Here is a 23,817-nt window from a genome sequence, read left to right on the forward strand (position 1 = left end):
TCTTCTGTCCAGCCGGCGTGTCATCAATCATGTCCCGACTGCATTTCGCCTCCGCGCTCCTGCCTTCGGGCTGGGCCAATGACGTGCAGGTGGTGATTACCGCCGGCGCGATCGCGGCGGTGACGGCGGGCGTGCAGCCAGCTGCCGGCGACGAGCGCCACGCAATTGCGGTGCCGGGATTGGCGAGCCTGCACAGCCACGCCTTCCAGCGCGGCATGGCCGGCCTTGCCGAGCTGCGCGGCGACAGCACCGACACGTTCTGGACCTGGCGCGAGACGATGTATCGCTTCGCCCTCGCAATGACGCCCGATGACGTCGCCGCCGTTGCGACGCTGCTCTATGTCGAGATGCTGGAGCAAGGTTTTACCCGCGTCGGCGAATTCCATTACCTGCACCATGATCGCGACGGCGCGCCCTATGCCGATCCCGCCGAGATGGCCGCGCGGATCGCGCAGGCGGCCGAGGCCTCCGGCATTGCCCTGACATTGCTGCCGAGTTTCTATGCGCACGGCTCTTTCGGCGGCGCAGCGCCTCATGACGGCCAGCGCCGCTTCATCTGCTCGGTCGATCGGTTCGCTGAGCTCATGATCGCCTCGCGCAAGGCCATCAGCGCATTGCCCGGCGCCAATATCGGCATCGCGCCGCACAGTTTGCGCGCGGTGACGCCGGACGAGCTCGCAGCGATCATTCCCCTCGCCGAGGGCGGCCCGGTGCATATCCATGCCGCCGAGCAGGTGCAGGAAGTCGAGGACTGCCTCGCCTGGTCGGGGCGACGACCGGTGCAATGGCTGCTGGAGCATGCGCCCGTCGACCGGCGCTGGTGCATCATTCACGCGACACACACGACGGGTGAGGAAGTCGTCGCGTTCGCAAAGTCTGGCGCGGTCGCGGGTCTCTGCCCCATCACCGAAGCGAGCCTCGGCGACGGCATCTTCCCGGCGCGCGAATTTCTCGGCGCGGGCGGTACGTTCGGCGTCGGCACCGATTCCAACGTGCTGGTCGGCGTCGCCGACGAACTGCGCCAACTCGAATATGGCCAGCGGCTGACCCATCGCGAGCGCAACGTACTCTCCAGCGGCGCGGGCCGTTCCACCGGTCGCACATTATTCGACCATGCTCTTGCGGGCGGCGCGCAAGCACTGGCCGAGCCGACGGTCGGCCTCGTCCCTGGCGCGCGGGCCGACATCGTCACGCTCGACACGGCGCATCCTTCGCTATCGGGGCGCGTCGGCGACGCAGCCATTGACGGCTGGATCTTTGCCGCGAGCAGTGGCGCGATCGATTGCGTCTGGTCCGGCGGCCACAAGGTGGTCGAAGCCGGGCACCACAGATTGCGCCAGACCGCGCGCGAGCGCTTCAACGCGGCGGTGCGGAGGCTCGTCGCATGAGCCTCGCCACCGACGCGGCCGACCAGCCGACGCTCTACAAGCGCATCCGCGACGACATTGAAAAACGCATCCTGACCGGCGAATGGCCGCCGGGCCACCGCATTCCGTTCGAGCACGAGTTGGTCGCGCGCTACGGCTGCTCGCGCATGACCGTGAACAAGGCGCTGTCTGAGCTCGCGCAGGCGGATTTGATCGAGCGGCGGCGGCGCGCCGGCTCGTTCGTGCGCCGGCCGCAGCATCAGTCTGCGGTGCTCAAGATCGCCGACATACGCGCCGAGATCACCGCGCTCGGGCGCGCTTACGGCTATGAGCTGATCCATCGCAAGCTGCGCGCCGCGACCGCGGCCGACCGTGACCGTCTCGGCGTGCGGAAGGCCGGTAAGGTGGTCGCGATCACCTGCCGGCACAGCGCCGACAAGGTACCGTTCGCCATCGAGGACAGGCTGATCGATTTGTCGTCCGTGCCCGACGCCGCCACGGCTGATTTCTCGCGCGAGCCGCCAGGGTCCTGGCTGCTTCATCATGTCCCATGGACAGAAGCCGAGCACACGATCAGCGCCGTCGTTGCGGACGAGCCCACGGCGGACGCGCTGGCGATCGCGGTCGGCGCGCCCTGTCTCGTGATCGACCGCTACACCTGGCGCAGCGCGCGCACCATCACCGCCGTGCGCCTGCTCTATCCCGGTGACTCTCACCGCCTTGTCGCGCGATTCAAGGGAGGTTGAGAGGATATGTCGGCACAAATCGTGCAACGCTTCGGGCAACGGTCCGCCTGGACCGACGGAATTCAACAGCACGTCAAACCATCTGGGCAAGAGGACGACAATCATGCGTAGTTCGACGATATTTGCGACAATCATTGCTTTCGCGGCCGCCACTCCCGCGCTCGCCGACGACGTCAAGGTCGGCGTCGGCATCTCCGGCTGGACCGGCTTCGCGCCGCTGACGCTGGCGAAGGAAGCCGGCATCTTCAAGAAGAACGGCCTCGACGTCAGCATCAAGAAGATCCCGCAGAAGGACCGGCATCTCGCCATTGCGTCCGGCGACATCCAGTGCGCCGCGACCACGGTCGAGACCTGGATCTCCTGGAACGCCAATGGCGTTGCGACCAAGCAGATCTTCCAGCTCGACAAGAGCTTCGGCGCAGACGGCATGGCCGTGCGCAACGACGTCGCCGCGATCAAGGACCTCAAGGGCAAGACCGTCGCCGCCTCCGCGCCCGGCACCTCGCCCTATTTCGCGCTGGCCTGGATGCTCAAGAAGAACGGCCTCACGGTGAAGGACGTCACCGTCGTCAACCTCGAGCCGGCGGCCGCCGCGCAGGCCTTCGTCTCCGGCCAGAACGACGCCGCGATGACCTATGAGCCTTATCTGTCGACGGTGCGCGCCGCGCCCGACAAGGGCAAGATCATCGCGACCACGCTGGACTACCCGATGGTCATGGACACCTTTGGCTGCACGCCGAAATTCCTGAGCGAGAATCCCAAGGCCGCCAAGGCGCTTGCCGACAGCTATTTCGAGGCGCTCGACATGATCGCCAAGGACCAGGCCAAGGCCTACGAGATCATGGGCGCCGACGTGAAGCAGAGCGGCGAGCAGTTCGGCAACTCGGCAAAGTATCTGCGCTGGCAGGACAAGGCCGCCAACCAGAAATTCTTCGCGGGCGACTTCCTGACCTTCAACAAGGAGGCCGCCGAGCTCCTGCTCGAGATCGGCATCATCAAGGCCGCTCCGAAGGTCGAGGACCTCTTCGACGCCAGCTTCATCAAGTAACGCCTCGATAGCCGCCGGCTCCGTCTCGCGGCGGGGCCGGCGATCCCGTTCATCGCCTGGATAGATCGTTGATGCGCCCTCTGGATCCCGTGACATCGAAGCAACGTGTGGCCTATGGCTTTGCGTTCTTCGTGGTGTTCGTTGCCCTCTGGTCATGGGCGACCTTCGGCGGCCATGTGTCGAAAGTGTTCCTCGCCAATCCGCTGACCATGGTGCAGGAAGGCGTCGACCTGATCGCCAGGCAGGGTTTCCTGTACGACATCGGCATGACCATCTGGCGCGTCGTAGGAGGCTTTACTCTCGCCGCCATCATCGCAGTGCCGATCGGAGTGCTGATGGGCGCCTACAAGCCCGTCGAAGCCTTCCTCGAACCGTTCGTCTCCTTCGCGCGATATCTGCCCGCCTCCGCTTTCATCCCGCTGCTGATCCTGTGGGCCGGCATCGGCGAACTGCAGAAGCTGCTCGTCATCTTCATCGGCTCGGTGTTCCAGGTCATCCTGATGATCGCCGTGACGGTCGGCTCGACGCGGCGCGATCTGGTCGAGGCGGCCTATACACTCGGCGCCAAGGACCGCGGCATCATCCGGCGTGTGCTGCTGCCCTCCTCCGCGCCCGAGATCGCGGAGATCCTGCGGCTGGTGCTGGGCTGGGCCTGGACCTATGTCATCGTTGCCGAGCTGATCGGCTCGTCCTCGGGCATCGGTCACATGATCACCGACAGCCAGGCGCTGCTCAACACCGGCCAGATCATTTTCGGCATCATCGTGATCGGGCTGATCGGGCTGCTCTCGGACTTCATGTTCAAGGCGTTCAACGCCTGGCTGTTCCCGTGGAGGCTCGCATGACGATCCTCAAGGTCGAGCAGGTCTCGCGCACCTTCCCCGCGCGCCACGGCAACGCACCGACCAAGGCGCTGGAGCCGACCGATCTCGTCATCGGCAACAACGATTTCGTCACCATTCTCGGTCCGTCCGGATGCGGAAAGTCCACGCTGCTGCGCATCGTTGCCGGCCTCGATCGTCCGACCGGCGGACGCGTCACGCTCGACGGCCGCGAGGTGACGGGTCCGGGCGCCGATCGCGGCATGGTGTTCCAGTCCTACACGCTGTTCCCCTGGCTCACTGTGCGCGAGAATATCGCGTTCGGCCTGCGCGAGCGCGGCGTCTCCGAGGCGGACCGCCACAGAATCGCTGACGCCTTCATCCGCCAGGTCGGTTTGTCCGGCTTCGAGAACCATTGGCCCAAGCAGCTCTCCGGCGGCATGCAGCAGCGCACCGCGATCGCGCGCGCGCTCGCCAACGACCCCAAGATCCTGCTCCTCGACGAGCCCTTCGGCGCGCTCGACAACCAGACCCGCGCCTTGATGCAGGAGATGCTGCTGGGGATCTGGGAGCGCGACCAGAAGACCGTGCTGTTCGTGACCCACGACATCGAAGAAGCGATCTTCCTCGGCAGCCGCGTCATCGTCATGAGCGCGCGGCCAGGCCGCATCAAGGCCGAGATCACAGTGGACCTGCCGCATCCGCGCTCCTACAAGATCAAGACCACGCCGGAATTCGTCCAGCTCAAGGAACGGCTGGTCGAGGAAATCCGTACCGAGGCGCTGAAGGTTACCGAGCATGCCTGACAATCGTCCCTCCGCCGACGGCGCGCGCGTCCTCGCTGACCTCCATGCGCTGCGCGCTTTTGGCGCCTACAAGACCGGCGTGCACAAGCCGACCTTCTCGGAGCCACACAAGCTCTCCCTGGAGTGGCTCGTGCAGAAGCTGCCAGAGGCCAATCTCTCCGCGGCTGTAGACGGCATCGGCAATGTCTTCGGCACCAGCGCGAAGCCCGGGTCGAAGCTGCTGGCCGGCTCGCATCTGGAGAGCCAGAACTACGCAGGGTGGCTCGATGGCCCGCTCGGCGTGGTCTACGCGCTCGAGGCCGCCCGCGTGCTCAATATCGATCCCTCCGTGAAGGGCGCCGTCGAAGTCGCTGCCTGGTGCGACGAGGAAGGTCATTTCGGCAGCTTCCTGGGCTCGCGTTCGTATGTCGGCCAGGTGACCGAAGCCGAGATCGACGCCGCGCGCGACCGCACCAGCGGCCGCACCATGCGCGACGCACTTGCTGACATGGGACTGGCAGGACGCCCGCGCGTCGGCGTCGAGCCGGGCCGCCACGTCGGATATCTCGAGGCGCATATCGAGCAGGGTGATACGCTCGAAAGCGGCCGCCTCGCGATCGGCGTCGTGACGTCCATCGTCGGTATCTGGCAATACCGGATCAACTTTGCCGGCGAGCAGAACCACGCCGGCACCACGCGCATGGCCGTGCGCAAGGATGCGGGGCTGGCGCTGGCCAAATTTTGCGTCGCGATCGACGAGCGTTTTCCCGATACCTGCGGTCCGCGCACGGTCTGGACCACCGGCCGCATCACGCTCGATCCGGGCGCTCCGAGCATCATTCCGGGCGGCGCCGAAATGCTGTTCCAAATCCGCGACGACGATCCGGCCGTCATTGCGAGATTAGAGCAAGAGCTGCGCACCATGGCGGACGAGGCCAGCACGCAGGGTCCCTGCACCGTCACCGTCGAGAAGCTGCGCACCGGCGCGCCCGCCATGATGAACCCGGGCCTTCAGGACGCGATCGAAGCCGCGAGCAAGGCGCTGGCCGGCGGACGGTCCGTTCGCATGCCCAGTGGCGCCGGCCACGACGCGCAGATGCTGGCAACCGTCATGCCCGCCGCCATGCTGTTCGTGCCGTCGATCGGCGGAATCAGCCATCACTGGACCGAGAACACCGCCGACGCCGATATCGTCACCGGCGCGGAGGTGTATGTCGACGCCTGCCGCCGCATTCTCGGGGGTTAGAACGACGTCCCTCCTCCGAATCTGAACTCCTGCACGACGTCGTATTTGCCCTTGGTGATCGGCACGGCGTAGTCGAAGCGCAGCGGCCCGAACGGCGAGGCCCAGATCAGGCCGACGCCGACCGACGATCGCACCGTGTTGCCGTCGTCATATTGCAGTCCGCAGGTCGGGCACGCCTTGGTGTTGACCTCACCCGTGGCCGACCACGAGGTCGGCCCCTGATAGCCCCACAGCGAGCCGGCATCGGCGTAGACTGCGCCCTTCAGGCCGACTTCCTTGGGCAGGAACCAGAACGGCATCTGCAATTCCGCGGACGCGCCCCAATATTTCGTGCCGCCGAGCGCATCGCCGCTGGCGCCGAGGCTCCAGTAGCTGATGTCGCGCGGACCGATGCCGTTCGAGGCGAAGCCGCGCACCAGGTTCGGACCCATCTGGAAGTGATCCAGCATGCGCAAATCCTGGTTGCCGAGCTTGCTGAGGAGGCCGCCCTGGAGATGGATCACGCTGACGATCTCGGAGACGAGCGGCGTGTAATATTTGGTGTCCAGCACCGTCTTCAGATAGGTGACGTCGCCGCCGACCCCGGCGAAATCCTGCCGGAAGTCGACCAGCAATCCGTCCGTCGGGTTCTTGGTGTTGTCGAGCGTGTTGTAGCTCAGCGTGTAACCGAGCGCCGAGGTCCAGGTCGCGCCGTTCGCCAGCTCCTTCCGGACCGGCAGGCTCGATTCGCCGTCGCCGTAGCAGCCATAGCCATAGACTCCCGAGCTCGTGGAATTGGTCGGGTCGACGCCGCCCAGGACGTTCTGGATGTAGGACGGCGTCGGGTTGAAGGCGAGCGAGCTATTGGACGCGTTGTTGTTGCAATTGTTGTAGGCGCTGGCGAGCGTGATGCTCTGCTGATAGAGCGAATAGCGGAGCTGAAGCGAGAGGTCCTCACGCAGGGCGAGCCCGATGCGCGGAGAGAAGCCGAGCGTGGTCACGCCGTAGCTCGTATAGCTGTTCGATTTCTGCTGCTTCCAATAGGTGTCGAATCCGAGCGCCATCCGGTAGTCGAGCAGATAGGGCTCGACGAAGGACAGCGATATTCCCCGTGAATACTGGCCGTAGCTCACCGAGGCCTTGCCGTAGAGGCCGCGGCCGAGCAGGTTGCGCTCGGAGATCGAGACTTCGGCCAGCGCGCCGTCGCTGGTGGAATAGCCGCCGGAGATCGAGAAGTCGCCGGTCGATTTCTCTTCCATCTCGACGTTCAGGACCACGCGATCGCTGGAGGAGCCCGGCTCGGTGACGATCTTGACGCTCTTGAAGTAGTCGAGGTTCTTCAGTCGACGCTCGGCGCGGTCGACCAGGGCGCGGTTGTAGGCATCGCCCTCGGAGATGTCGAACTCGCGGCGGATCACGTAGTCGCGCGTGCGCGTGTTGCCGCGCAAATTGATGCGCTCGATATAGGTGCGCGGGCCTTCGTCGATGTTGAACACAACGGAGACGGTGTGCGCCTCGAAATTCCGGTCGCCGCCGGGACGGACCGCGGCAAAGGCATAGCCGCGGCGCGAGGCCTCGATCTGCATCTCCTCGACCGACTTCTCGACCAACTCGACGTTGTAGAGCGAGCCGGCACTGACGCGCGAATAGGCGCGGAGCGTACCCGTGTCGAAATTGGCGATGCTGGAGCGGAAGTCGACGGAGCCGATGCGATATTGCGCGCCTTCCTCGATCTTGAAGGTGACGAGGAAGCCCTTCTTCTCCGGATCGTATTCGGTGAGCGCAGCCACGACCTGGACGTCGGCGAAGCCGTTCTTGAGATAGAAGCGGCGGATCAGGTCGCGGTCGGCCTCGACGCGATCAGGGTCGTAGATGTCGTTGCTGCCGAGGAAGCTGAGCAGATTGCTCTCGTGCGTCTTGATGACGTCGCGCAGGCGTGCGGCCGAGAAGGCGCTGTTGCCGATGAACTCGACCGACTTCACCGCGGTCTTGGCGCCCTCCTCGACCGTGAAGACGAGATCGACACGGCTATTCGGCTGCTCGATGATCTCAGGGGTGACCCGCACGTCATAGCGGCCGGAGCGCCGGTAGATCTCGGCGATGCGCAGCGTGTCGGATTGCACCAGCGCGCGCGAGAAGGTCCCGCGTGGCTTGGACTGGATTTCCGCCGAAAGCTGCTCGTCCTTGATCTTCTTGTTACCCTCGAAGGCGATGCGGCCGATCACTGCATTTTCCACCACCGACACCACGATGCGGCCGCCGGACTGATTGATCTTCACGTCCTGGAACAAGCCGGTCGCGATCAGCGCCTTGAGCGCGTCATCGACGGCGGATTGATCGAGGCGTCCGCCCGAACCGGGCCTGAAATAGGAGCGGACCGTCTCGGCCTCCACCCGGCGATTGCCTTCGACCACGATCGTCTCCGCGACTTGCGCGGCCGCCGGTTGCGGCAACAGAGCAAACGGAAGCGAACTTGCAATCGATACAGCACTCATCGCCACGACGATCAGCCAGGCCCGCAAAAACGACATTCCACACCTCAACAGCACTTCGCATGTTCTGAAGACGGGAACGCTGTGGCCGCGGTGTGGCTTTGGGATTGCCGCATGTTTCTGCGCGTTGAATTTCGTGCGGTCGGTCGATTGCGCGCGCCGCATATGCGCATGGGCAGCGGCGGTCTCCGGGCCCTGCGCGGCCGCGGGTGGTCGACTTTGCAGCCTTCGCGCCATGGCGCGCCCGCGCGGATGTTCGACAACATTCCGTAACGCGTGAATTCTTTACAAGGTCCGGGACCGGTGCGAGAGGCGGCGCCATCAGGAACTTGCATGGGGTATTTACCGATGAGCGCGCGCGTCACGACCAGAGCGGCGCTGGCCGCCCTCCTTCTCTCGACTCTGAGCGCGCATGCCGCGACCACCGGCAAGCGCAATCGACAGCCGGCGATACAAAGCGCCGTCTATGAATACGGCCCGCGCGGCCCCAACCGGTCCTATCAATCCGGCCTGCATACGCGCATCTATGTCAGCAAGCGGTCGTGGCTGGACGGCGGCACCGAGGTCCTTCCGGGCGAGCGCAAGTTCACCGACTATGCCTTCCCGCCCGGCGCTTCGTTCGCACGCAGCAACAACAACCGGCCCCTCGACCGGCAGCCACTGAGCCCGGATTCGGACCTCGGCGGATTCGCGCAGAGGATACCGATTTCGTGGTGAGCGGAGCGTAGCGCAGCTTCTTCCACATCGTCATTGCAATGCGCCAGTGCAGATCCCAGGGGCGGTGCCGTAGGGTGGGCAAAGGCGCACGGCGCCGTGCCCACGATCTCCCTCCATGAGCAACAAGGCGTGGGCACGCTTTCGCTTTGCCCACCCTACGAGATCCGGCTTGTGGCGAGCAGCTCGGCTTGCAGACGCGCCTTTGCGTTCTCGCGGCGTGTTTCGCCCGAGCTTTGCCTGGTCTCGCCACCCTCTGATCCAAGAGGGCACAGGGAAGGCCGGGTGCCGGCTGGCACCCGCGGTCTGCTGCGCGAAATGCACACGCAGAAAGAACCGCACAGCAGCATACAGGTGTCGCCGATCACTCGGCCTTCCCTGCGCGATGGCTGGACGGCTTATGCCGTGATCTCCCGGGAGCCGACCATTCCTTTTGGCCTCCCTCGCCCCGCGAATTTGGATGATGCAGTCTGCCCGGTTGGGCTCGCTCGCACCTTCGCAAGAGCTTGACCGTGGCAACGACGGCCAGGACCACACGGTTTTGCCGTACGCACGGCCCGCCATGTCGCCGCAGTATTCCCGAGCCCTGTCGACAAAGCCGGAAACTTACAGACGAGACGAAGCCTGACAGCGCCGTCGTCCGCACGCGGTTACGAGCTCACAGGGACTACCCGCCCTGCCCGCACCTCTCATGCCGACGCTGCCGCGTCCACCGCAACCCCGGCTCGCGAACATGACGACGACACGTCGCCCCTCTTGGGTGAGCCGGGATGGGCTATACATACGCCGAAACCGAATTTCGGTAAAGTGGAATATTTTCACGCGCGTGGATTGACAGAGGGCGACACAGGCGCGGCGCCGAGATGTCCGGCAATACCTGTTTACATTCAGCAACATTCGGGCTGCTGAAAGGCCACGATCGCGCGGCTATTGGTTTCAGCCTGTTCCTGCCCCCTCCGGGGGGCCATGGGTGCCCTCCCGGGGCAAGGCCATATGGATCTCAGCCGATTTGATGCCGTCACACCCGTTCGTCGCAATCCCCGTACCATCCGCAAAGGAGAATCATCATCCGACGACCACGCAGTCGCGCGCCGGAGCGGCCTGCCTCGCGCTGATGCTGGGCGGCCTGTTGACCGGCTGTGCGGTTGGTCCGGATTACGCCGGGCCGCCCAGGCTGGACATGCCCGCGCACTGGAGCGCCAAACCGGCGTCCCGACGGCAGACCGGCACACTGGATCGCTGGTGGTTGCGCCTGCGCGATCCCCTGCTCAATCGGCTGATCGAACAAGCCGTCGAAGCCAATCCAGATGTCGCCAAAGCCAAGGCGGTCGTGCGCGAGGCGCGCGCAACGGTTCAACAAACCAGCGCCGGCCTGTTTCCTTCGGTCAGCGGCTCTGCCTCGGTAACCGACAACAAGACCAGCGCTGGCTCCGCCTCGGCCGTCGTCGACACTTCCCCCTACTCGCTTCACCAGGCAAGCTTCGACTCCAGCTGGGAGCTCGACCTGTTCGGCGGCACGCAGCGGAGCATCGAGGCGGCCGTCCGTGGCGCGCAGTCGGCCGAGGAAGATCTGCGCGACAGCCTGGTCACGCTGATCGGCGACGTCGCCGCCTATTATGTGGACGCACGCGGCTATCAGGCCCGGATTGCGCTGGCGCAGCGGACCTCGGTCTCGCAGCGCGACACCGAAAAGCTCACCCGCAGCAAATACGAGGCCGGCAGCGGCAACGCCGTCGATCTCGCCAAGGCGACCGCGCAGGCCGCCAGTACCGAGGCCAACGTTCCGACCTATCAGGCCGCGCTCGCGGCCGACATTCACCGGCTCGGCATCCTGCTCGGCCGTCCACCCGACGGCGTCGCTTCGCTGATGGCGCGGTCCGCGCCCGTGCCGGCACCGCGCATGCCGCTCCCCACCGGACTGCCTGCCGATCTCCTGATGAGCCGCCCGGATGTGGCCAGCGCCGAACGCAAGCTGGCCCAAGCGACCGCCAAGATCGGCGCGGCCGAGGCCGATCGCTATCCGGCGGTGTCGTTGACCGGCTCGGTCGGCACCTCGGCGCTACGCGCCGGCGATCTCGCGAAATATTCCAGCGTGAGCTGGTCGGTCGGCCCCTCGGTCACGGTGCCGGTATTCGACGCCGGCAAGCGCCTGGCCACCGTCAGGATCGCGGAGGCGCAGCGCGACCAGGCGTTTGCGACGTTCCATTCGACGCTGCTCACCGCGTTCGAAGACGTCGAGAACGCCCTGGTCTCGCTGTCGCGCGAACGCGTGCGTGCGGCCAAGCTGACGGAAGCGGCCAAAAACTACCGCGAGGCCGCACGGCTGTCGCGATCGCTGTTCGAGACCGGCAGCGCCAGCTTCATCGACGTGCTGGACGCCGAACGGTCGCTGTACTCGGCCGAGGATTCGCTGATCCAGAGCAAGGTGTCGGCGGCCAAGGACTACATCGCGCTGGCAAAGGCGCTCGGCGGCGGCTGGTCCGATCCGGTCGACGTGTCGACGCCAATCATCGTGGACAGCAACACGGGACCTCACTTCCGGGAGATGCAGAAGTGACCGGGATCATCACCCCCAAGCGCCTGAAGATCGCCTCGGCAATCGTTGCCGTTGCGGCGACCGGAGTCGTCGCGGCCATGCGCTTTCCGGGCACGTCGAACAAGACGCAGTCCTACATCACGGCGCCGGTCACCGTCAGCGATCTGCGCGAGGAGGTGCTCGCGAGCGGCACGCTGAAGCCGGCGCGACTGACGGCGGTCGGCGCGCAGGTGTCGGGCCGGATCACCGCCCTCAACGTTCGCGTCGGCGATACGGTCAAGGCGGGCGACGTCATCGCCCAGATCGACCCCGTCACCAAGCAGAACGATCTGCGCAGCTCCGAGGCGTCGCTGAAAAACTACCGGGCGCAGAAGGTCGAGAAAGAGGCCGCGCTGGTGCTGGCCGAGGCGAACCTCGCACGCCAACAGGCGACATTGGCGCAGCGCGCGACCTCGCGCAGCGATTTCGACAGTGCGGATTCGACCGTGCGGCAGACCCGGGCCCAGATCGCCGCCCTCGAAGCCCTGATCGTGGGAGCGGAAGCCAGCGTCGAGACCGCGCGCGTGAACCTCGAATACACCCGCATCACCGCGCCGATCGACGGCACGGTCCTCGCCACGGTGGCGCAGGAAGGACAGACGGTGAACGCGGTGCAGTCCGCGCCGACCATCGTCGTGCTCGGCCAGCTCGAGACCATGACGGTGCGGGCGGAGATTTCCGAAACCGACATCGTCAAGGTCAAGCCGGGGCAATCGCTGTACTTCACCATCCTCGGCGACCAGGACCATCGCTACGAGGCCCGGCTGGAGCAGATCGAGCCGGCACCCGAGTCGATCAAGACCGACGCCAGCTTCTCCTCGACCACCACGTCCTCGTCGAGCTCGAGTTCGTCGAGCTCGACCAGCACGGCGATCTACTACATCGGCGTCTTCAACGTCCCCAACAAGGACTATGCGCTGCGGACCTACATGACCGCCGAGGTTCACATCGTCACCGGCGAGGCGAAGCGCGTGAAGGTGATCCCCGCGCTGGCCGTGATGCGCAAATCCGACGGCCGCAGCACCGTCCGCACCCTCAGCGCGTCCGGTGACGTCAGCGAGCGCGAGGTCAAGACCGGCCTCAACGATCGCACCATCGTCGAGATCAGATCCGGTCTCGACGAGGGCGAGCGGGTCGTCACCGGAGAGGCGAGCGAGCAGACCGCATCGCGCGGCGCGCCGGGTAGCGCGCCCGGAGGTCTCTGACATGGCCGATCCGATCATCGCGCTGGAGAAGGTCCGGCGGGAATTCGCGACCGGAGACACCTGCGTGGTTGCGCTCGACGACATCTCGCTGAGCATCCAGCCCGGCGAGATGGTCGCGATCATCGGCTCCTCCGGATCGGGCAAATCGACACTGCTCAACATCCTCGGCTGTCTCGACCGCCCGACATCCGGCACCTATCGCGTCGCCGGCAAGAACGTTTCAGAGCTCGATGCGGACCAACTGGCGGCGCTGCGCCGCGAACATTTCGGCTTCATCTTCCAGCGCTATCATTTGCTCGGGGACCTCTCCGCAGCAGCCAATGTCGAGATTCCGGCCGTCTATGCCGGCATCAATGCGCGCGAGCGCCGCACGCGCGCGACCGAACTGCTCGAACGACTTGGCGTGGCGACCCGAAGCGGTCATCGCCCGAACCAGCTCTCCGGCGGCCAGCAGCAGCGCGTCTCGATCGCGCGAGCCCTGATCAACGGCGCCGAAGTGATTTTGGCGGACGAACCGACCGGCGCTCTCGACCGGCGCAGCGGCGAGGAAGTGCTCAAGATCCTCAAGGAGCTGCATCGCGAGGGACGCACGATCATCATCGTCACTCATGATGCCGATGTCGCCGCACGGGCCGAGCGCATCATCGAATTGCGGGACGGCAAGATCGCCTCCGATCGCCGCACTGAATCCGCAGCCACGATAGAACCGGCCGCCGGGGTTTCCCGATCCGCAAGGGATAGCGGTGTCGGCTGGTTCAGTACGATGGGGCGCTTGCATGAGGCATCGCGCATGGCGTTGGCCGCGATGGCCGCGCACCGGTTGCGTGCGTTCCTGACCATGCTCGGCATCATCATCGGCATCGCCGCGGTGTCGTCCGTTGTCGCGCTCGGCAACGCCTCCCAGCGCAAGGTGCTGTCCGATATCTCCAACCTCGGCACCAACACGATCGAGGTCTTTCCGGGCAAGGATTTTGGCGATGCGCGCGCCAGCAAGATCAAGACGCTGGTGCTGGACGACGCCCGCGCGCTGGACCGGCAGGACTTCATCGCCGGGGTCACGCCGACGGTCTCGACCAGCACGACGGTGCGGTATCGCGGCAACGAGTCCAACGTGCTGGTGAACGGCGTCGGCGCGAGCTATTTCCAGGTCAAGGGCGCCAAGCTCGCGAAGGGCCGCCTGTTCGACGCCGACGCGATCCGCAATATCGAGCGCCAGGCCGTCATCGACGACAACACCCGCAAGACCTTCTTCGCCGACGACCAGACCGCGGGCGTCGGCCGCGTGATCTGGCTCGGCAAGGTGCCATGCCGCATCGTCGGCGTCATCGCCCAGCAGCAGGGCGGATTCGGCTCGAACCAGAACCTGTCGGTCTACCTGCCCTACACCACCGTGCAGGCCCAGTTCACGGGCGATCGTGCGCTGCGCAGCATCCTGCTGCGGATCAGCGACGAGATCTCGACCAACCTGGCGCAGGACGCGGTGACCACGTTGCTGACGCAGCGGCACAACACGAGGGATTTCGTCATCCTCAACACCGACGATATCCGCCGCACCATCACCAGCACGACCCAGACGCTGGCGTTCCTGGTGGCAGCGATCGCGGTGATCTCGCTGGTGGTCGGCGGGATCGGCGTCATGAACATCATGCTGGTGTCCGTGTCCGAACGGATCGGCGAGATCGGGGTGCGCATGGCGGTCGGCGCCAGGCGCGGCGACATCCTCCAGCAGTTCCTGGTGGAGGCGACCCTGATCTCGTCCATCGGCGGCATCGCCGGCATTCTCGTCGCGATGCTGCTCGGCCTCGCCATCAACCTCGCCGTGCCCGGGTTCGAGGTCAGTTATTCGACGTTCTCGATCGGCGCGGCGTTCCTGACCTCGACCGGCATCGGGGTGGCCTTCGGCTTCTTCCCGGCCCGCCGCGCCGCGTTCCTCGACCCCGTGGTGGCGCTGAGCCGCGACTGACCCTAGGATTGACCATGACCACAGTGCTTCGGACGGGACATTCGTCCGCAAATCGACCGATGATCGGTGCCCCCGATGCGATTTCAATCATGACCGACGGCAGCCAGAATATCCTGATCGTCGAGGACGACCAGCCGACCCGCGACCTCATCTCGCGTTATCTGCGCGATCACCAGTTCTCGGTCGACGCCGTCGCGAACGGCAAGGAGATGGACCGCTATCTCTCGAAGGACCGGGTCGATCTGATCGTGCTCGACCTGATGCTGCCGGGTGAGGACGGCCTGAGCCTCTGCCGCCGCCTGCGGACGGACTCCACGACGCCGATCATCATCCTCACCGCCAAGGGCGAGGATCTCGACCGGATCCTCGGCCTCGAGATGGGCGCCGACGACTATCTGGCAAAGCCGTTCAACCCGCGCGAACTGCTCGCCAGGATCAACGCGGTGCTGCGCCGGCGTTCGAGCGGCCTCGCCGCCGGCTCCGCCGCAGCGCGTCTCAGGTTCCAGGGCTGGACCATCGACCTTCGCCTGCGGGAATTGCGCGATCCGCAAGGCGCTCAGGTACCGCTGACCAGTGCCGAGTTCGATCTGCTGCAGGCCTTCTGCGAGCGGGCTGGCCGCGTTCTCACCCGCGACAACCTTTTGAGCATGACGCGCGGTCGTCCCGGAGCAAGCTTCGGCCGCAGCATCGACGTGCTGGTCAGCCGGCTGCGCCGCAAGCTCGACCGGACGGAAGGAACATCCGTGATCAAGACCGTCCGCATCGGCGGTTACGTCTTCACGCCGGTGGTGGAGGAAGCATGAGCCGCACCGCCGACATCGTCGCGCTCTTCAGCTTCCGGCGGATCAGCGGCCAGATCGCCGCCTTGATCCTGGGATCGCTGATCCTGATCCACGTCCTGATCGCCGGATATTTTCTGCTCAACCGGCCGATGCTGCTGACGGACAGGCCGCTCGAGCAGTTCGAGCTGATCGCGCGGATCATCGCCAATACGTCACAGGTGGAGCGCAGTCTCGTCCTGGAAAGCATCAGTCGAACCTTTCCGGGGCTGAAGCTCCAGTTGAAAGAAGGCGTTTCCGCCTCCACCGCGCCATTGCCGGAGCGGACGCCCCTGAACATCCCGACATCGCTGGGTGGCCGGGCCGATCTCATTCGCGGCTCTGCGCCGGAAGACAACCGCGTCTGGTTCTACCTCGCCAACGACGACGTGCTCGAGGCCACGATCGGATCACCGATGATGCCGGCCTTCGTCAGCGGCCTCTGGACCTCGACGCTGCTGTTCCTCGTGGCGAGCGTCACGCTGCTCGGCGTCTGGGCCGGCCGCGCGCTCTCCTCGCCGCTGTCGGCCTTCGCGCGCGCGGCGGAGGATTTCAGCCTGAGCCGGTCCTCCGCGCCGCTGCCCGAAAACGGACCGGAGGAGATCAGGTCCGCAGCGAGGGCGCTGAACCGGATGCGCGATCGCATCACCACGCTGATGAACGACAGGACCCGCATGCTCGCGGCCATCAGCCACGATCTGCGCACGCCGATCACGCGTCTACGGCTGCGTTCGGAATATATCGAGGATCCGGCGCAACGCACGCAGACCGTGCGGGACCTCGACCAGATGCAGTCGATGCTCGAATCGGTGCTGTCGCTCCTGCGCAGCGAAACCCCGGTCAAGCCGACGCTGGTGGACGTCGCGGCGCTGCTTCAAATGGTTTGCGACCAGTTTTCGGATTCCGGATTCGCCGTCACCTATTCCGGACCGGACCGGGCCGCCTTCATCCTGCGGCCCGACGAGATCATCCGCGCGGTCACCAACCTCATCGAGAACGCAACGCGCTTCGGAACCCGGATCGAGGTCGCGCTGTTGGCGGCCGGAGACCGGCTCGTCATCGACGTCTCCGACGACGGGCCGGGCATTCCCGAGGAAAGGAAGGCCGCGATGCTGGAGCCCTTCGTGCGCGGAGAAGAAGCCCGCACCCTCGACGAGAGGGCCGGATTCGGTCTCGGCCTTTCGATCGCGCAGACGATCGTGACCGCGCATGGCGGATCGCTTCAGCTGCTCGACAACGCGCCAAAGGGCCTGCGCGTCCGCTTGCAACTCGCGCGGGCCGCACGTGACGATTTGGAAGCGCTCCGGACATAAAGCCGCGGCATTTCCCGGGCTTGTCGATCGCCCCGCCTGCTTTCCCGGAGTTCCCATGTCTTCCGCCGACCGGCCTTCGACGCGCCTTGCGACCCGGCTTGCCTTCCTCGTCGCGGGCTTCGGCATCTCGTGCTGGGCGCCGCTGGTGCCGTTCGCGAAGACGCGGCTCGGCGTCGATGACGGCGTGCTCGGACTGTTGCTGCTCAGCCTCGGCATCGGCTCGGTCGTCGCGATGCTGGTGACCGGAATCGTGAGCGCGCGCTACGGCAGCAGGCCGATCATCATTGCGGGAGGGTTCGGTCTGGCGCTGGTCCTGCCCCTGCTCGCCATTGCGGCTTCGCCCGCAACGCTGGCGCTGGCGCTGTTCGCATTCGGCGCCGCGCTCGGCTCGATCGACGTCGCCATGAACATCCACGCCGTGGAGGTGGAGCGTGCCGCGGCACGCCCGCTGATGTCCGGCTTCCACGCGCTGTTCAGCATCGGGGGCTTTGCCGGATCCGCGCTGATGACGGCGCTGCTCTCGCTGCAATTCGGCACGCTCGCCTGCACCTTGATCTGCTCCGTCCTGATGCTGGTCGCGATGGTCGTGACCTCACCGCGCCTGCTTCGTTCCGTGCAGGTGCAGGAGGGACCGCTGTTCGTGCTGCCGCACGGATCGGTGTTGCTGCTCGCGCTGCTCGGCGCCATCACCTTCCTGGTCGAAGGCGCGATGCTGGATTGGGGCGCCCTGCTCGTCATCGGCGCAGGTCTCGTCACCGAGGCGCAAGGCGGCGCCGGCTATATCGTGTTCTCGATCGCGATGACTGCGGGCCGGCTCGGCGGCGACGCCGTCGTCGCGCGCATCGGCGACCGCGCGACGCTGCTGTGGGGCAGCCTCATCGCGATCGCCGGCTTCGTGGTCCTGCTGACGGCGTCCGTTGCGGCGGTCGCCATCGGGGGCTTCCTGCTGATCGGGCTCGGCGCGTCGAATCTCGTGCCGGTGCTGTTCCGCCGGGCGGCGCGGCAGACGGTGATGCCCACGGGGCTTGCGGTCGCGGCGATCACGACCGCAGGCTACGCGGGAATCCTCGTCGGCCCCGCCGGCGTCGGCTTCGTCGCACGTTTTGGCGGATTGCCCATGGCGTTCTGGCTGCTGGCTGCGCTGATGGGTCTGGTCGCGCTGTCGGCGCGTGTCGTCACTGCGGGTTCGCGTTAGGATTGCAGAAAGCCAACCCCTTCCATCTCCAGCACTATTCAAGCGGACCGAAGCCAAGCCCAAGCCATCTGCGCAGGTCTGCCAGCCATGCTGCTTTCGGCCAGTTTACTGGACGCCTCGTTCTGCTAGACCACAACAAGATACCTTTTTTTCGACTCCCGTTGCGGGGGCAATGGCACGTGCCAGCTGATAATAACAACCAAGATTCGGCCATTTCATTCGGGCCATTTCGGCTGTTTCCCAAGTCCCGGCTCCTGGAGAAGGAAGGGGCGCCGCTTCACGTCGGCGGCCGCGCGCTCGATATTCTCATCCTGCTTGCCGAGCGTCCCGGCGAAGTCGTCGACAAGAGAGAGCTGGTCAAGCGCATCTGGGCCGAGGTGAATGTCGACGAGGGCAGCCTGCGCTTCCATATCGCAGCGTTGCGCAAGGTGCTCGGCGACACCGGCAAATCGGCCCGTTATGTCCTCAATGTGCCCGGCCGCGGCTATTGCTTCGTCGCCCCGTCCGCCCAAGCCGCCTCGCAGGCCGTACCGGCCGCCGCCGAAATCATTCTCCCCCGCTCCCTGCCCGCCCAGCTTGCGAAGATGGTCGGACGCGAGGAGGTCATCGAGAAGATTTCGAACGGCCTGACGCTGTATCGCTTCATGACGCTGGTCGGTCCCGGCGGCATCGGCAAGACCGCCGTCGCCGTCACGGTCGGCCATCGGCGCTCGGCGGATTTCGGCGGCCGCGTCTTCTTCGTCGATTTCGGTCCGCTGCGGGACGCCAGCCATGTCCCAACCACCATCGCCGCCGTGCTCGGACTGACCGTCAACTCGGAGGATCCGACGCCGGCCATCCTGACATTTCTGAAGAGCGGACCGGCCCTGCTGATCTTCGACAGTTGCGAACACGTGCTGGACACGCTGGCGCCGATCGTGGAGCGCATCGTTCGCGAAGCACCGCAGCTTCGTGTTCTCGCCACCAGCCGCGAATCGTTCCGAAGCGAAGGCGAGCGGATCTTCCGGCTGTTTCCGCTGGATTGCCCGCCCGAGCGCGAGGACCTCGACGTCGCCGAGGTTCTCGCCTACCCCGCGGCCCAGCTCTTCGTCGAGCGCATCGCGCAGAGCTCCGGGCCGTTCCAGCTCAGCGCGGAAGAGGCGCCGCTCGTCGCGAGCATCTGCCGGCGCCTCGACGGCATTGCGCTGGCGATCGAACTCGCGGCGGGCCGTGTCAACGCCTATGGCATCGCCGGCACCGCCTCGCTGCTCGACAGCCGCTTCTCGCTGCAATGGCGCGGACGGCGCACGGCCGTCCCGCGGCACCAGACGCTCGCCGCCGCCCTCGACTGGAGCTACGACCTGTTGCCTCCGGCGGAAAGCGCCACCTTGCGACGATTGTCGGTGTTCGCAGGACCCTTCGCGCCGGAGGCGGCCGCCGCGGTCGCGTCCGGCGATGGCCTCAGCACCCCGGAGACGCTGGAGGCGATCGACAGCCTGGTCACCAAATCGCTGATCTCGTCATCCGGCTCGCGGGCGCTGCGCTATCGCCTGCTCGACACCACGCGCACCTACGCACTCGGGAAACTGAACGAGCTCGGCGAAAACAGGCAGTTCGCGCGGCGTCATGCCGAGCATTTTCGCGACCTCTTCGAACGCGCGGGGGCCGACACCTCGACGCCGCTTCCCGAATGGCTGAGCACCTATGGCGGGGAGCTCGACAATGTGCGCGCGGCGCTGGACTGGGCCTTCGCGCCCGACGGCGACGCGAGGCTCGGCATCGCGCTGACGGCGACCGCGGTCATCCTGTGGGTGCGTCTGTCGCTGTTCGCCGAATGCCGCGAGCGCTGCAGAACGGCACTTGCGGCGCTCGGAGACGGCGGCGACAACGACCGCATCCGCATGCAGCTGCTGTCGGCACTCGGCTGGTCGCTGATGTATGGCGAGGGCCGCGCGCGCGAGGCGCGCCCGATCCTCGAGACGACCCTCGAGCTGGCCGAGAGCCTCGACGACAAGGATTTCCGGCTGCGCGCGCTCTGGGGCCTGTGTATCGACCAGTTCAACAACGGGCAGTTCGGCAAGGCCCGCGCGCTCGCCGACCGCTTTGCGAATGCCGCGGTGAATTCATCCGACAACACCGATCTCATGCTGAGCGACCGCCTGATGGCGGTCGCGCTGCATTATCTGGGAGACCAGAGCGAGGCGCGGCAGCGTATCGACCGGGTCAACGCCTCGCTGCATGTGCTGGTGGAGAAGCCGAAGATCTTCCCGCTCGATCTCAGGATATCGACACAATATTTCCGCGCCCGCATCCTGTGGCTGCAGGGCCTCGCCGATCAAGCCCGGGCGCTCGCCGCCAACAACATCGAGGAAGGCCGCGCCAACGGCCATGCGCTGACCTTCTGCAGCGTGCTGGGGCAGGCCGCCTGCCCGATCGCATTCTGGTCCGGCGATTTCGATGCCGCCGAGCGCCACGGCGCCGAGTTGCTCGAACACACCGAGCGCAACGCGATCCGGCCGTGGGGCCTTTGGGCACGGGCCTTCAACGCAGCGGTCGTGGCCAGGCGCGGCGACATCGCCACCGGCCTGCCGCTCCTGCGCGAAGAGCTCAACCGCGCCGGCGATGCGCGTTTCCTGCCGCGCTTTCTGCCGCTGCTCGGCGAGCTCGCCGCGTGCTTCCTCGAGGCCGACCAAATCGACCGGGGCCTCGACGTGATCGAGGACGTGCTGACCCGCTGCAACGACCGGCAGGAGCGCTGGTATCTACCGGAGCTGCTCCGCATCAAGGGAGAATTATTGCTGAGGAGCGCGCGGCACGCGGAGCAGGCCGAGACGCACTTTCGCGAGGCGATGGGCATAGCCGTCGAGCAGGGGGCGCGCTTCTGGGAGCTTCGATGCGCGACGAGCCTCGCGCGGTCGATGAGCGGGGCCGGCCGGGGCGCGGAAGCTCGCGTGGTTCTTGACAAAGTCTGCGGGACGTTTGCCGAAGGCTTCGACATCGCCGACATGCGCATGGCCCGCGATTTGATGATGCCATCGCGGGCCTGACGGCTCCTGGCGTCTTGAGTTAGCCTCCCGCAGCCATCGCGCGGCGCGGCAGCTTCCAATCCGGCCGGATGAAGTGGCAGGTGTAGCCGTCCGGATAACGTTCGAGATAGTCCTGATGCTCGGGCTCGGCCTCCCAGAACTCTCCCGCCGGCGCGACCTCGGTCACCACCTTGCCCGGCCACAGGCCCGAGGCCTCGACGTCGGCGATGGTGTCTTCGGCGATCCGCTTCTGCTCGTCGCTCGTATAGAAGATCGCGGAGCGATAGCTGGTGCCCCGATCGTTGCCCTGGCGATTGAGCGTGGAGGGATCGTGGATCTGGAAGAAGAATTCCAGCATGGTCCGGTAGCTGGTCCTGGCGGGATCGAACATGATTTCGATCGCCTCGGCGTGGCCTTCGTGGTTGCGGTAGGTCGCGTTCTTCACCGCACCGCCGGTGTAGCCGACGCGTGTGGAGATCACGCCCGGTTGCTTGCGGATCAGATCCTGCATGCCCCAGAAGCAGCCTCCGGCCAAAACTGCGCGTTCCATCGTCATTTGATGCTCCTTGGTTTCGTCGAGATGCTTACCTTTGCTCTGCAACTGCATGCAAGCGCGGGTCGTCCTTGTCGTCGTGATATTCGAGGCCCAGCGGCCCGATCGCGCTCACCTGCGTGACATACTCGCCGGACTTCGCCCAATGGAAATGCCAGGTCTCGCCGGGCAGCACGATAACACTGCCCGGCGGATAGGCGCTGACTTTATCGCCGTCAAAACTCTCGCCGAGCCCGATGTAGAACACGCCCGACATGACGGTGTAGATGCGGTCCTCGGGATGCTTGTGCGGCATCAGCCTGGTGCCGCCTGGCACCTTGACCCGGACCACATAAGGTCCGGGCGCGGCGGGATGTCCGACCATGACGGCCAACCGGGCCCCCGGGGGGAATGCCGGGAAGGGCTGCCATGCGATGTCCTCGGGCAGGATCGCCCGGAACCTGTCTTCATCCGGTTGATGTTGACGAGGCAGATCTTGACGCGACATGGCGCGGCTCCTTCCCGTTCGCTCAGGCGAGCTTGGCGTCGAGCGTGATCTCGGCGTTGAGCACCTTCGACACCGGACAGTTCTTCTCGGCTTCACCGGCGATCTTGGCAAAACCGGCCTCGTCGAGCTTCGGCACCTTGGCGCGCAAGGTGAGCGCGGATTTGGCGATCTTGAAGCCCTTGCCTTCAGGCTCGAGAGTCACGGCGGCTTCGGTCGAGAGCTCGTCCGGCGTGAAACCTGCCATCTGAAGCCCGAAGGCCAGCGCCATCGTAAAGCAGCCGGCATGGGCCGCCGCGATCAACTCCTCGGGATTGGTGCCCTTCTCGTTCTCGAAACGGGTCTTGAACGAATAAGGCGTCTCGGCGAGTACGCCGGAGTCGCTCGAGAGCTGGCCGGTGCCGTCGCGGCCGGTACCCTTCCATACTGCCTTTGCCTTGCGGATCATCTCAATTCTCCTTGTTTGTTTTACACACCGGCACTCTCTACCGATGGAAGGCGGCATCGGCGTGACCGCCCGCCGCCGCTCCAACCGGCCGAGCATCGCAACGGTTCCGTCAAATCCCGTTCCGATGACATCTGAACGGGGTTGGATTCTTGTTTTGACGCGTTTTCTTCACGCGAACCGGCATCCACTTCGCTCGAAAACGCTTTAGCTGCCGATCTGTCCGACGTGGAAGCCGAGCCGGTTCTCGACGTCGCCGGCGCGATGGAAGCCGCGCGCCATCAGCGCCTTGATGCGGGTCTGGCTCGCGGGGCGGCCGAGCGAGGCCAGGAACGCGTCCCACTCCGGCTTGATATCGACGTCCGGCGGCAGGCTTGCGACATCGACGAGACGCTTGGTCTCGGCGAGCGCCTCCTTGTCGAACGACGCGATGCGCATGGCGAGCGCCTCGACGAAGCCATCGAGCTCGGCGTCCGGCAACGACCGGTTGACGTAACCGTAGCGTTCGGCGAGATCGCCATGGATGTCGTCGGCGCCGAGCAGCACTTCGAGCGCGCGGCCGCGGCCCATCAGGCGCGGCAGCCGCGCCATCGGCCCGCCACCGGGCACGAGGCCCGCCCCGACCTCCCATTGCGACAGGATCGCTTTCTCGCGGCTGGCAAAGCGCATGTCGCTCGCGAGCGCGAGCTCGCTGCCGACGCCTGTCGCTCGGCCCCGGATCGCGGCGATGGAGACGACCGGCGCGCGGCTGAGGCGCACCAGCGTGTCAGGCAGCGACTGCAGGCCGGTCGGCCCGGGCGGGACCTCGAGTGAATCCTCGAGCGGCGCGAGGAAGTCGTAATGCGTGATGAAGAAGCCTTCGACCGCGCTGTCGAACACGACGACCTTCACGTCCGGATCGGTTTCGATCGCCGTGACGACGTCATTGAGCAATGGAAGATGCCTCGGGCCAAAGATGTTCACCGGCGGCATATCGAAGGTGACGCGCCAATAGGTCGGAAGGCGGCGCTCGAGGCGGATGTCGCCGGTCGTGAAATTGCGTTCGGGACGGTTCATGTGTTGC

The 23,817-nt window shown here is 65.8% G+C and carries 19 protein-coding genes; 14 read left to right on the forward strand and 5 right to left on the reverse strand.

Going from position 1 to position 23,817, the window contains the following annotated elements; genetic code table 11:
• The first annotated feature begins 29 nt into the window (after window positions 1-29).
• The 6 genes from CIT39_RS25310 to CIT39_RS25335 all read left to right on the forward strand — a co-directional run bounded on the left by CIT39_RS25310 (window position 30) and on the right by CIT39_RS25335 (window position 6,013).
• Window positions 30-1,388 (forward strand): formimidoylglutamate deiminase, encoded by a 1,359-nt coding sequence (locus CIT39_RS25310; RefSeq protein WP_094971857.1) that lies wholly within the window; start codon window positions 30-32, stop codon window positions 1,386-1,388.
• Window positions 1,385-2,113, forward strand: coding sequence for a histidine utilization repressor (gene hutC, locus CIT39_RS25315; protein WP_094971858.1), 729 nt, complete (start codon window positions 1,385-1,387; stop codon window positions 2,111-2,113). The genes CIT39_RS25310 and hutC overlap by 4 nt, the downstream gene beginning before the upstream one ends.
• A 103-nt stretch (window positions 2,114-2,216) precedes the next feature.
• Window positions 2,217-3,161 carry an ABC transporter substrate-binding protein gene (locus CIT39_RS25320; RefSeq protein ID WP_094971859.1) on the forward strand — a complete coding sequence of 315 codons (945 nt, stop codon included), beginning with the start codon at window positions 2,217-2,219 and terminating at the stop codon, window positions 3,159-3,161.
• Between the two features lie 71 nt (window positions 3,162-3,232).
• Window positions 3,233-4,006, forward strand: coding sequence for an ABC transporter permease (locus tag CIT39_RS25325; RefSeq protein WP_094971860.1), 774 nt, complete (start codon window positions 3,233-3,235; stop codon window positions 4,004-4,006).
• Window positions 4,003-4,788, forward strand: a complete 786-nt coding sequence (locus CIT39_RS25330; protein WP_162308674.1) for an ABC transporter ATP-binding protein — start codon at window positions 4,003-4,005, stop codon at window positions 4,786-4,788. Before CIT39_RS25325 ends, CIT39_RS25330 begins: the two co-directional genes overlap by 4 nt.
• A complete protein-coding gene (locus CIT39_RS25335; RefSeq protein ID WP_094971862.1) occupies window positions 4,781-6,013 on the forward strand; it encodes a Zn-dependent hydrolase in 1,233 nt (410 codons plus the stop codon). Before CIT39_RS25330 ends, CIT39_RS25335 begins: the two co-directional genes overlap by 8 nt.
• Here the strand turns inward: CIT39_RS25335 and bamA are convergent.
• Window positions 6,010-8,487, reverse strand: a complete 2,478-nt coding sequence (bamA, locus tag CIT39_RS25340; RefSeq protein WP_414645254.1) for an outer membrane protein assembly factor BamA — start codon at window positions 8,485-8,487, stop codon at window positions 6,010-6,012. The genes CIT39_RS25335 and bamA overlap by 4 nt on opposite strands.
• Window positions 8,488-8,832: 345 nt before the next feature.
• Here bamA and CIT39_RS25345 point away from each other — a divergent pair, with 345 nt between their 5' ends.
• The 8 genes from CIT39_RS25345 to CIT39_RS25380 all read left to right on the forward strand — a co-directional run bounded on the left by CIT39_RS25345 (window position 8,833) and on the right by CIT39_RS25380 (window position 21,293).
• A complete protein-coding gene (locus tag CIT39_RS25345) occupies window positions 8,833-9,201 on the forward strand; it encodes a hypothetical protein (protein WP_244607450.1) in 369 nt (122 codons plus the stop codon).
• A 1,009-nt stretch (window positions 9,202-10,210) separates the two neighbouring features.
• Complete coding sequence (locus tag CIT39_RS25350) at window positions 10,211-11,755, forward strand: efflux transporter outer membrane subunit (RefSeq protein WP_414645226.1); 1,545 nt, start codon at window positions 10,211-10,213, stop codon at window positions 11,753-11,755.
• Window positions 11,752-12,978, forward strand: a complete 1,227-nt coding sequence (locus CIT39_RS25355) for an efflux RND transporter periplasmic adaptor subunit (RefSeq protein WP_094974156.1) — start codon at window positions 11,752-11,754, stop codon at window positions 12,976-12,978. Before CIT39_RS25350 ends, CIT39_RS25355 begins: the two co-directional genes overlap by 4 nt.
• 1 nt (window position 12,979) lies before the next feature.
• Entirely contained in the window at window positions 12,980-14,941 is a 1,962-nt protein-coding gene (locus CIT39_RS25360) for a MacB family efflux pump subunit (RefSeq protein ID WP_094974155.1), read from the forward strand.
• 89 nt (window positions 14,942-15,030) lie between these two features.
• A complete protein-coding gene (locus CIT39_RS25365) occupies window positions 15,031-15,744 on the forward strand; it encodes a response regulator (RefSeq protein WP_140480711.1) in 714 nt (237 codons plus the stop codon).
• Window positions 15,741-17,072 (forward strand): ATP-binding protein, encoded by a 1,332-nt coding sequence (locus tag CIT39_RS25370; protein ID WP_094974153.1) that lies wholly within the window; start codon window positions 15,741-15,743, stop codon window positions 17,070-17,072. Before CIT39_RS25365 ends, CIT39_RS25370 begins: the two co-directional genes overlap by 4 nt.
• A 55-nt stretch (window positions 17,073-17,127) precedes the next feature.
• Window positions 17,128-18,267: an MFS transporter gene (locus tag CIT39_RS25375; protein ID WP_094974152.1), complete on the forward strand. Its 1,140-nt coding sequence runs from the start codon at window positions 17,128-17,130 to the stop codon at window positions 18,265-18,267.
• Window positions 18,268-18,446: 179 nt separating this feature from the next.
• Window positions 18,447-21,293: an ATP-binding protein gene (locus tag CIT39_RS25380; RefSeq protein ID WP_094974151.1), complete on the forward strand. Its 2,847-nt coding sequence runs from the start codon at window positions 18,447-18,449 to the stop codon at window positions 21,291-21,293.
• 19 nt (window positions 21,294-21,312) lie between these two features.
• On the opposite strand, the gene msrA is transcribed toward CIT39_RS25380, so the two are convergent.
• From msrA to CIT39_RS25400, 4 genes are all read right to left on the reverse strand, one after another.
• Window positions 21,313-21,828, reverse strand: a complete 516-nt coding sequence (gene msrA, locus CIT39_RS25385) for a peptide-methionine (S)-S-oxide reductase MsrA (protein WP_094974168.1) — start codon at window positions 21,826-21,828, stop codon at window positions 21,313-21,315.
• Window positions 21,829-21,856: 28 nt separating this feature from the next.
• On the reverse strand, window positions 21,857-22,312 hold the full coding sequence (locus CIT39_RS25390; RefSeq protein ID WP_162308675.1) for a cupin domain-containing protein: 456 nt from the start codon (window positions 22,310-22,312) through the stop codon (window positions 21,857-21,859).
• Between the two features lie 22 nt (window positions 22,313-22,334).
• Entirely contained in the window at window positions 22,335-22,757 is a 423-nt protein-coding gene (locus CIT39_RS25395; RefSeq protein WP_094974150.1) for an OsmC family protein, read from the reverse strand.
• A gap of 204 nt (window positions 22,758-22,961) precedes the next feature.
• Window positions 22,962-23,810, reverse strand: coding sequence for an enoyl-CoA hydratase/isomerase family protein (locus CIT39_RS25400; RefSeq protein ID WP_162308676.1), 849 nt, complete (start codon window positions 23,808-23,810; stop codon window positions 22,962-22,964).
• Window positions 23,811-23,817: the final 7 nt, after the last annotated feature.

This window comes from Bradyrhizobium symbiodeficiens, from assembly GCF_002266465.3.
Taxonomy (GTDB): domain Bacteria; phylum Pseudomonadota; class Alphaproteobacteria; order Rhizobiales; family Xanthobacteraceae; genus Bradyrhizobium; species Bradyrhizobium symbiodeficiens.

Excerpts from the sequence above, each read along its gene's own strand:
- CIT39_RS25310 (WP_094971857.1), top strand. The coding sequence starts at position 30 with ATGTCCCGACTGCATTTCGCCTCCGCGCTCCTGCCTTCGGGCTGGGCC.
- hutC (WP_094971858.1), top strand. The coding sequence starts at position 1,385 with ATGAGCCTCGCCACCGACGCGGCCGACCAGCCGACGCTCTACAAGCGC.
- CIT39_RS25320 (WP_094971859.1), top strand. The coding sequence starts at position 2,217 with ATGCGTAGTTCGACGATATTTGCGACAATCATTGCTTTCGCGGCCGCC.
- CIT39_RS25325 (WP_094971860.1), top strand. The coding sequence starts at position 3,233 with ATGCGCCCTCTGGATCCCGTGACATCGAAGCAACGTGTGGCCTATGGC.
- CIT39_RS25330 (WP_162308674.1), top strand. The coding sequence starts at position 4,003 with ATGACGATCCTCAAGGTCGAGCAGGTCTCGCGCACCTTCCCCGCGCGC.
- CIT39_RS25335 (WP_094971862.1), top strand. The coding sequence starts at position 4,781 with ATGCCTGACAATCGTCCCTCCGCCGACGGCGCGCGCGTCCTCGCTGAC.
- bamA (WP_414645254.1), bottom strand. The coding sequence starts at position 8,487 with ATGAGTGCTGTATCGATTGCAAGTTCGCTTCCGTTTGCTCTGTTGCCG.
- CIT39_RS25345 (WP_244607450.1), top strand. The coding sequence starts at position 8,833 with ATGAGCGCGCGCGTCACGACCAGAGCGGCGCTGGCCGCCCTCCTTCTC.
- CIT39_RS25350 (WP_414645226.1), top strand. The coding sequence starts at position 10,211 with ATGCCGTCACACCCGTTCGTCGCAATCCCCGTACCATCCGCAAAGGAG.
- CIT39_RS25360 (WP_094974155.1), top strand. The coding sequence starts at position 12,980 with ATGGCCGATCCGATCATCGCGCTGGAGAAGGTCCGGCGGGAATTCGCG.
- CIT39_RS25365 (WP_140480711.1), top strand. The coding sequence starts at position 15,031 with ATGACCGACGGCAGCCAGAATATCCTGATCGTCGAGGACGACCAGCCG.
- CIT39_RS25370 (WP_094974153.1), top strand. The coding sequence starts at position 15,741 with ATGAGCCGCACCGCCGACATCGTCGCGCTCTTCAGCTTCCGGCGGATC.
- CIT39_RS25375 (WP_094974152.1), top strand. The coding sequence starts at position 17,128 with ATGTCTTCCGCCGACCGGCCTTCGACGCGCCTTGCGACCCGGCTTGCC.
- msrA (WP_094974168.1), bottom strand. The coding sequence starts at position 21,828 with ATGACGATGGAACGCGCAGTTTTGGCCGGAGGCTGCTTCTGGGGCATG.
- CIT39_RS25390 (WP_162308675.1), bottom strand. The coding sequence starts at position 22,312 with ATGTCGCGTCAAGATCTGCCTCGTCAACATCAACCGGATGAAGACAGG.
- CIT39_RS25395 (WP_094974150.1), bottom strand. The coding sequence starts at position 22,757 with ATGATCCGCAAGGCAAAGGCAGTATGGAAGGGTACCGGCCGCGACGGC.
- CIT39_RS25400 (WP_162308676.1), bottom strand. The coding sequence starts at position 23,810 with ATGAACCGTCCCGAACGCAATTTCACGACCGGCGACATCCGCCTCGAG.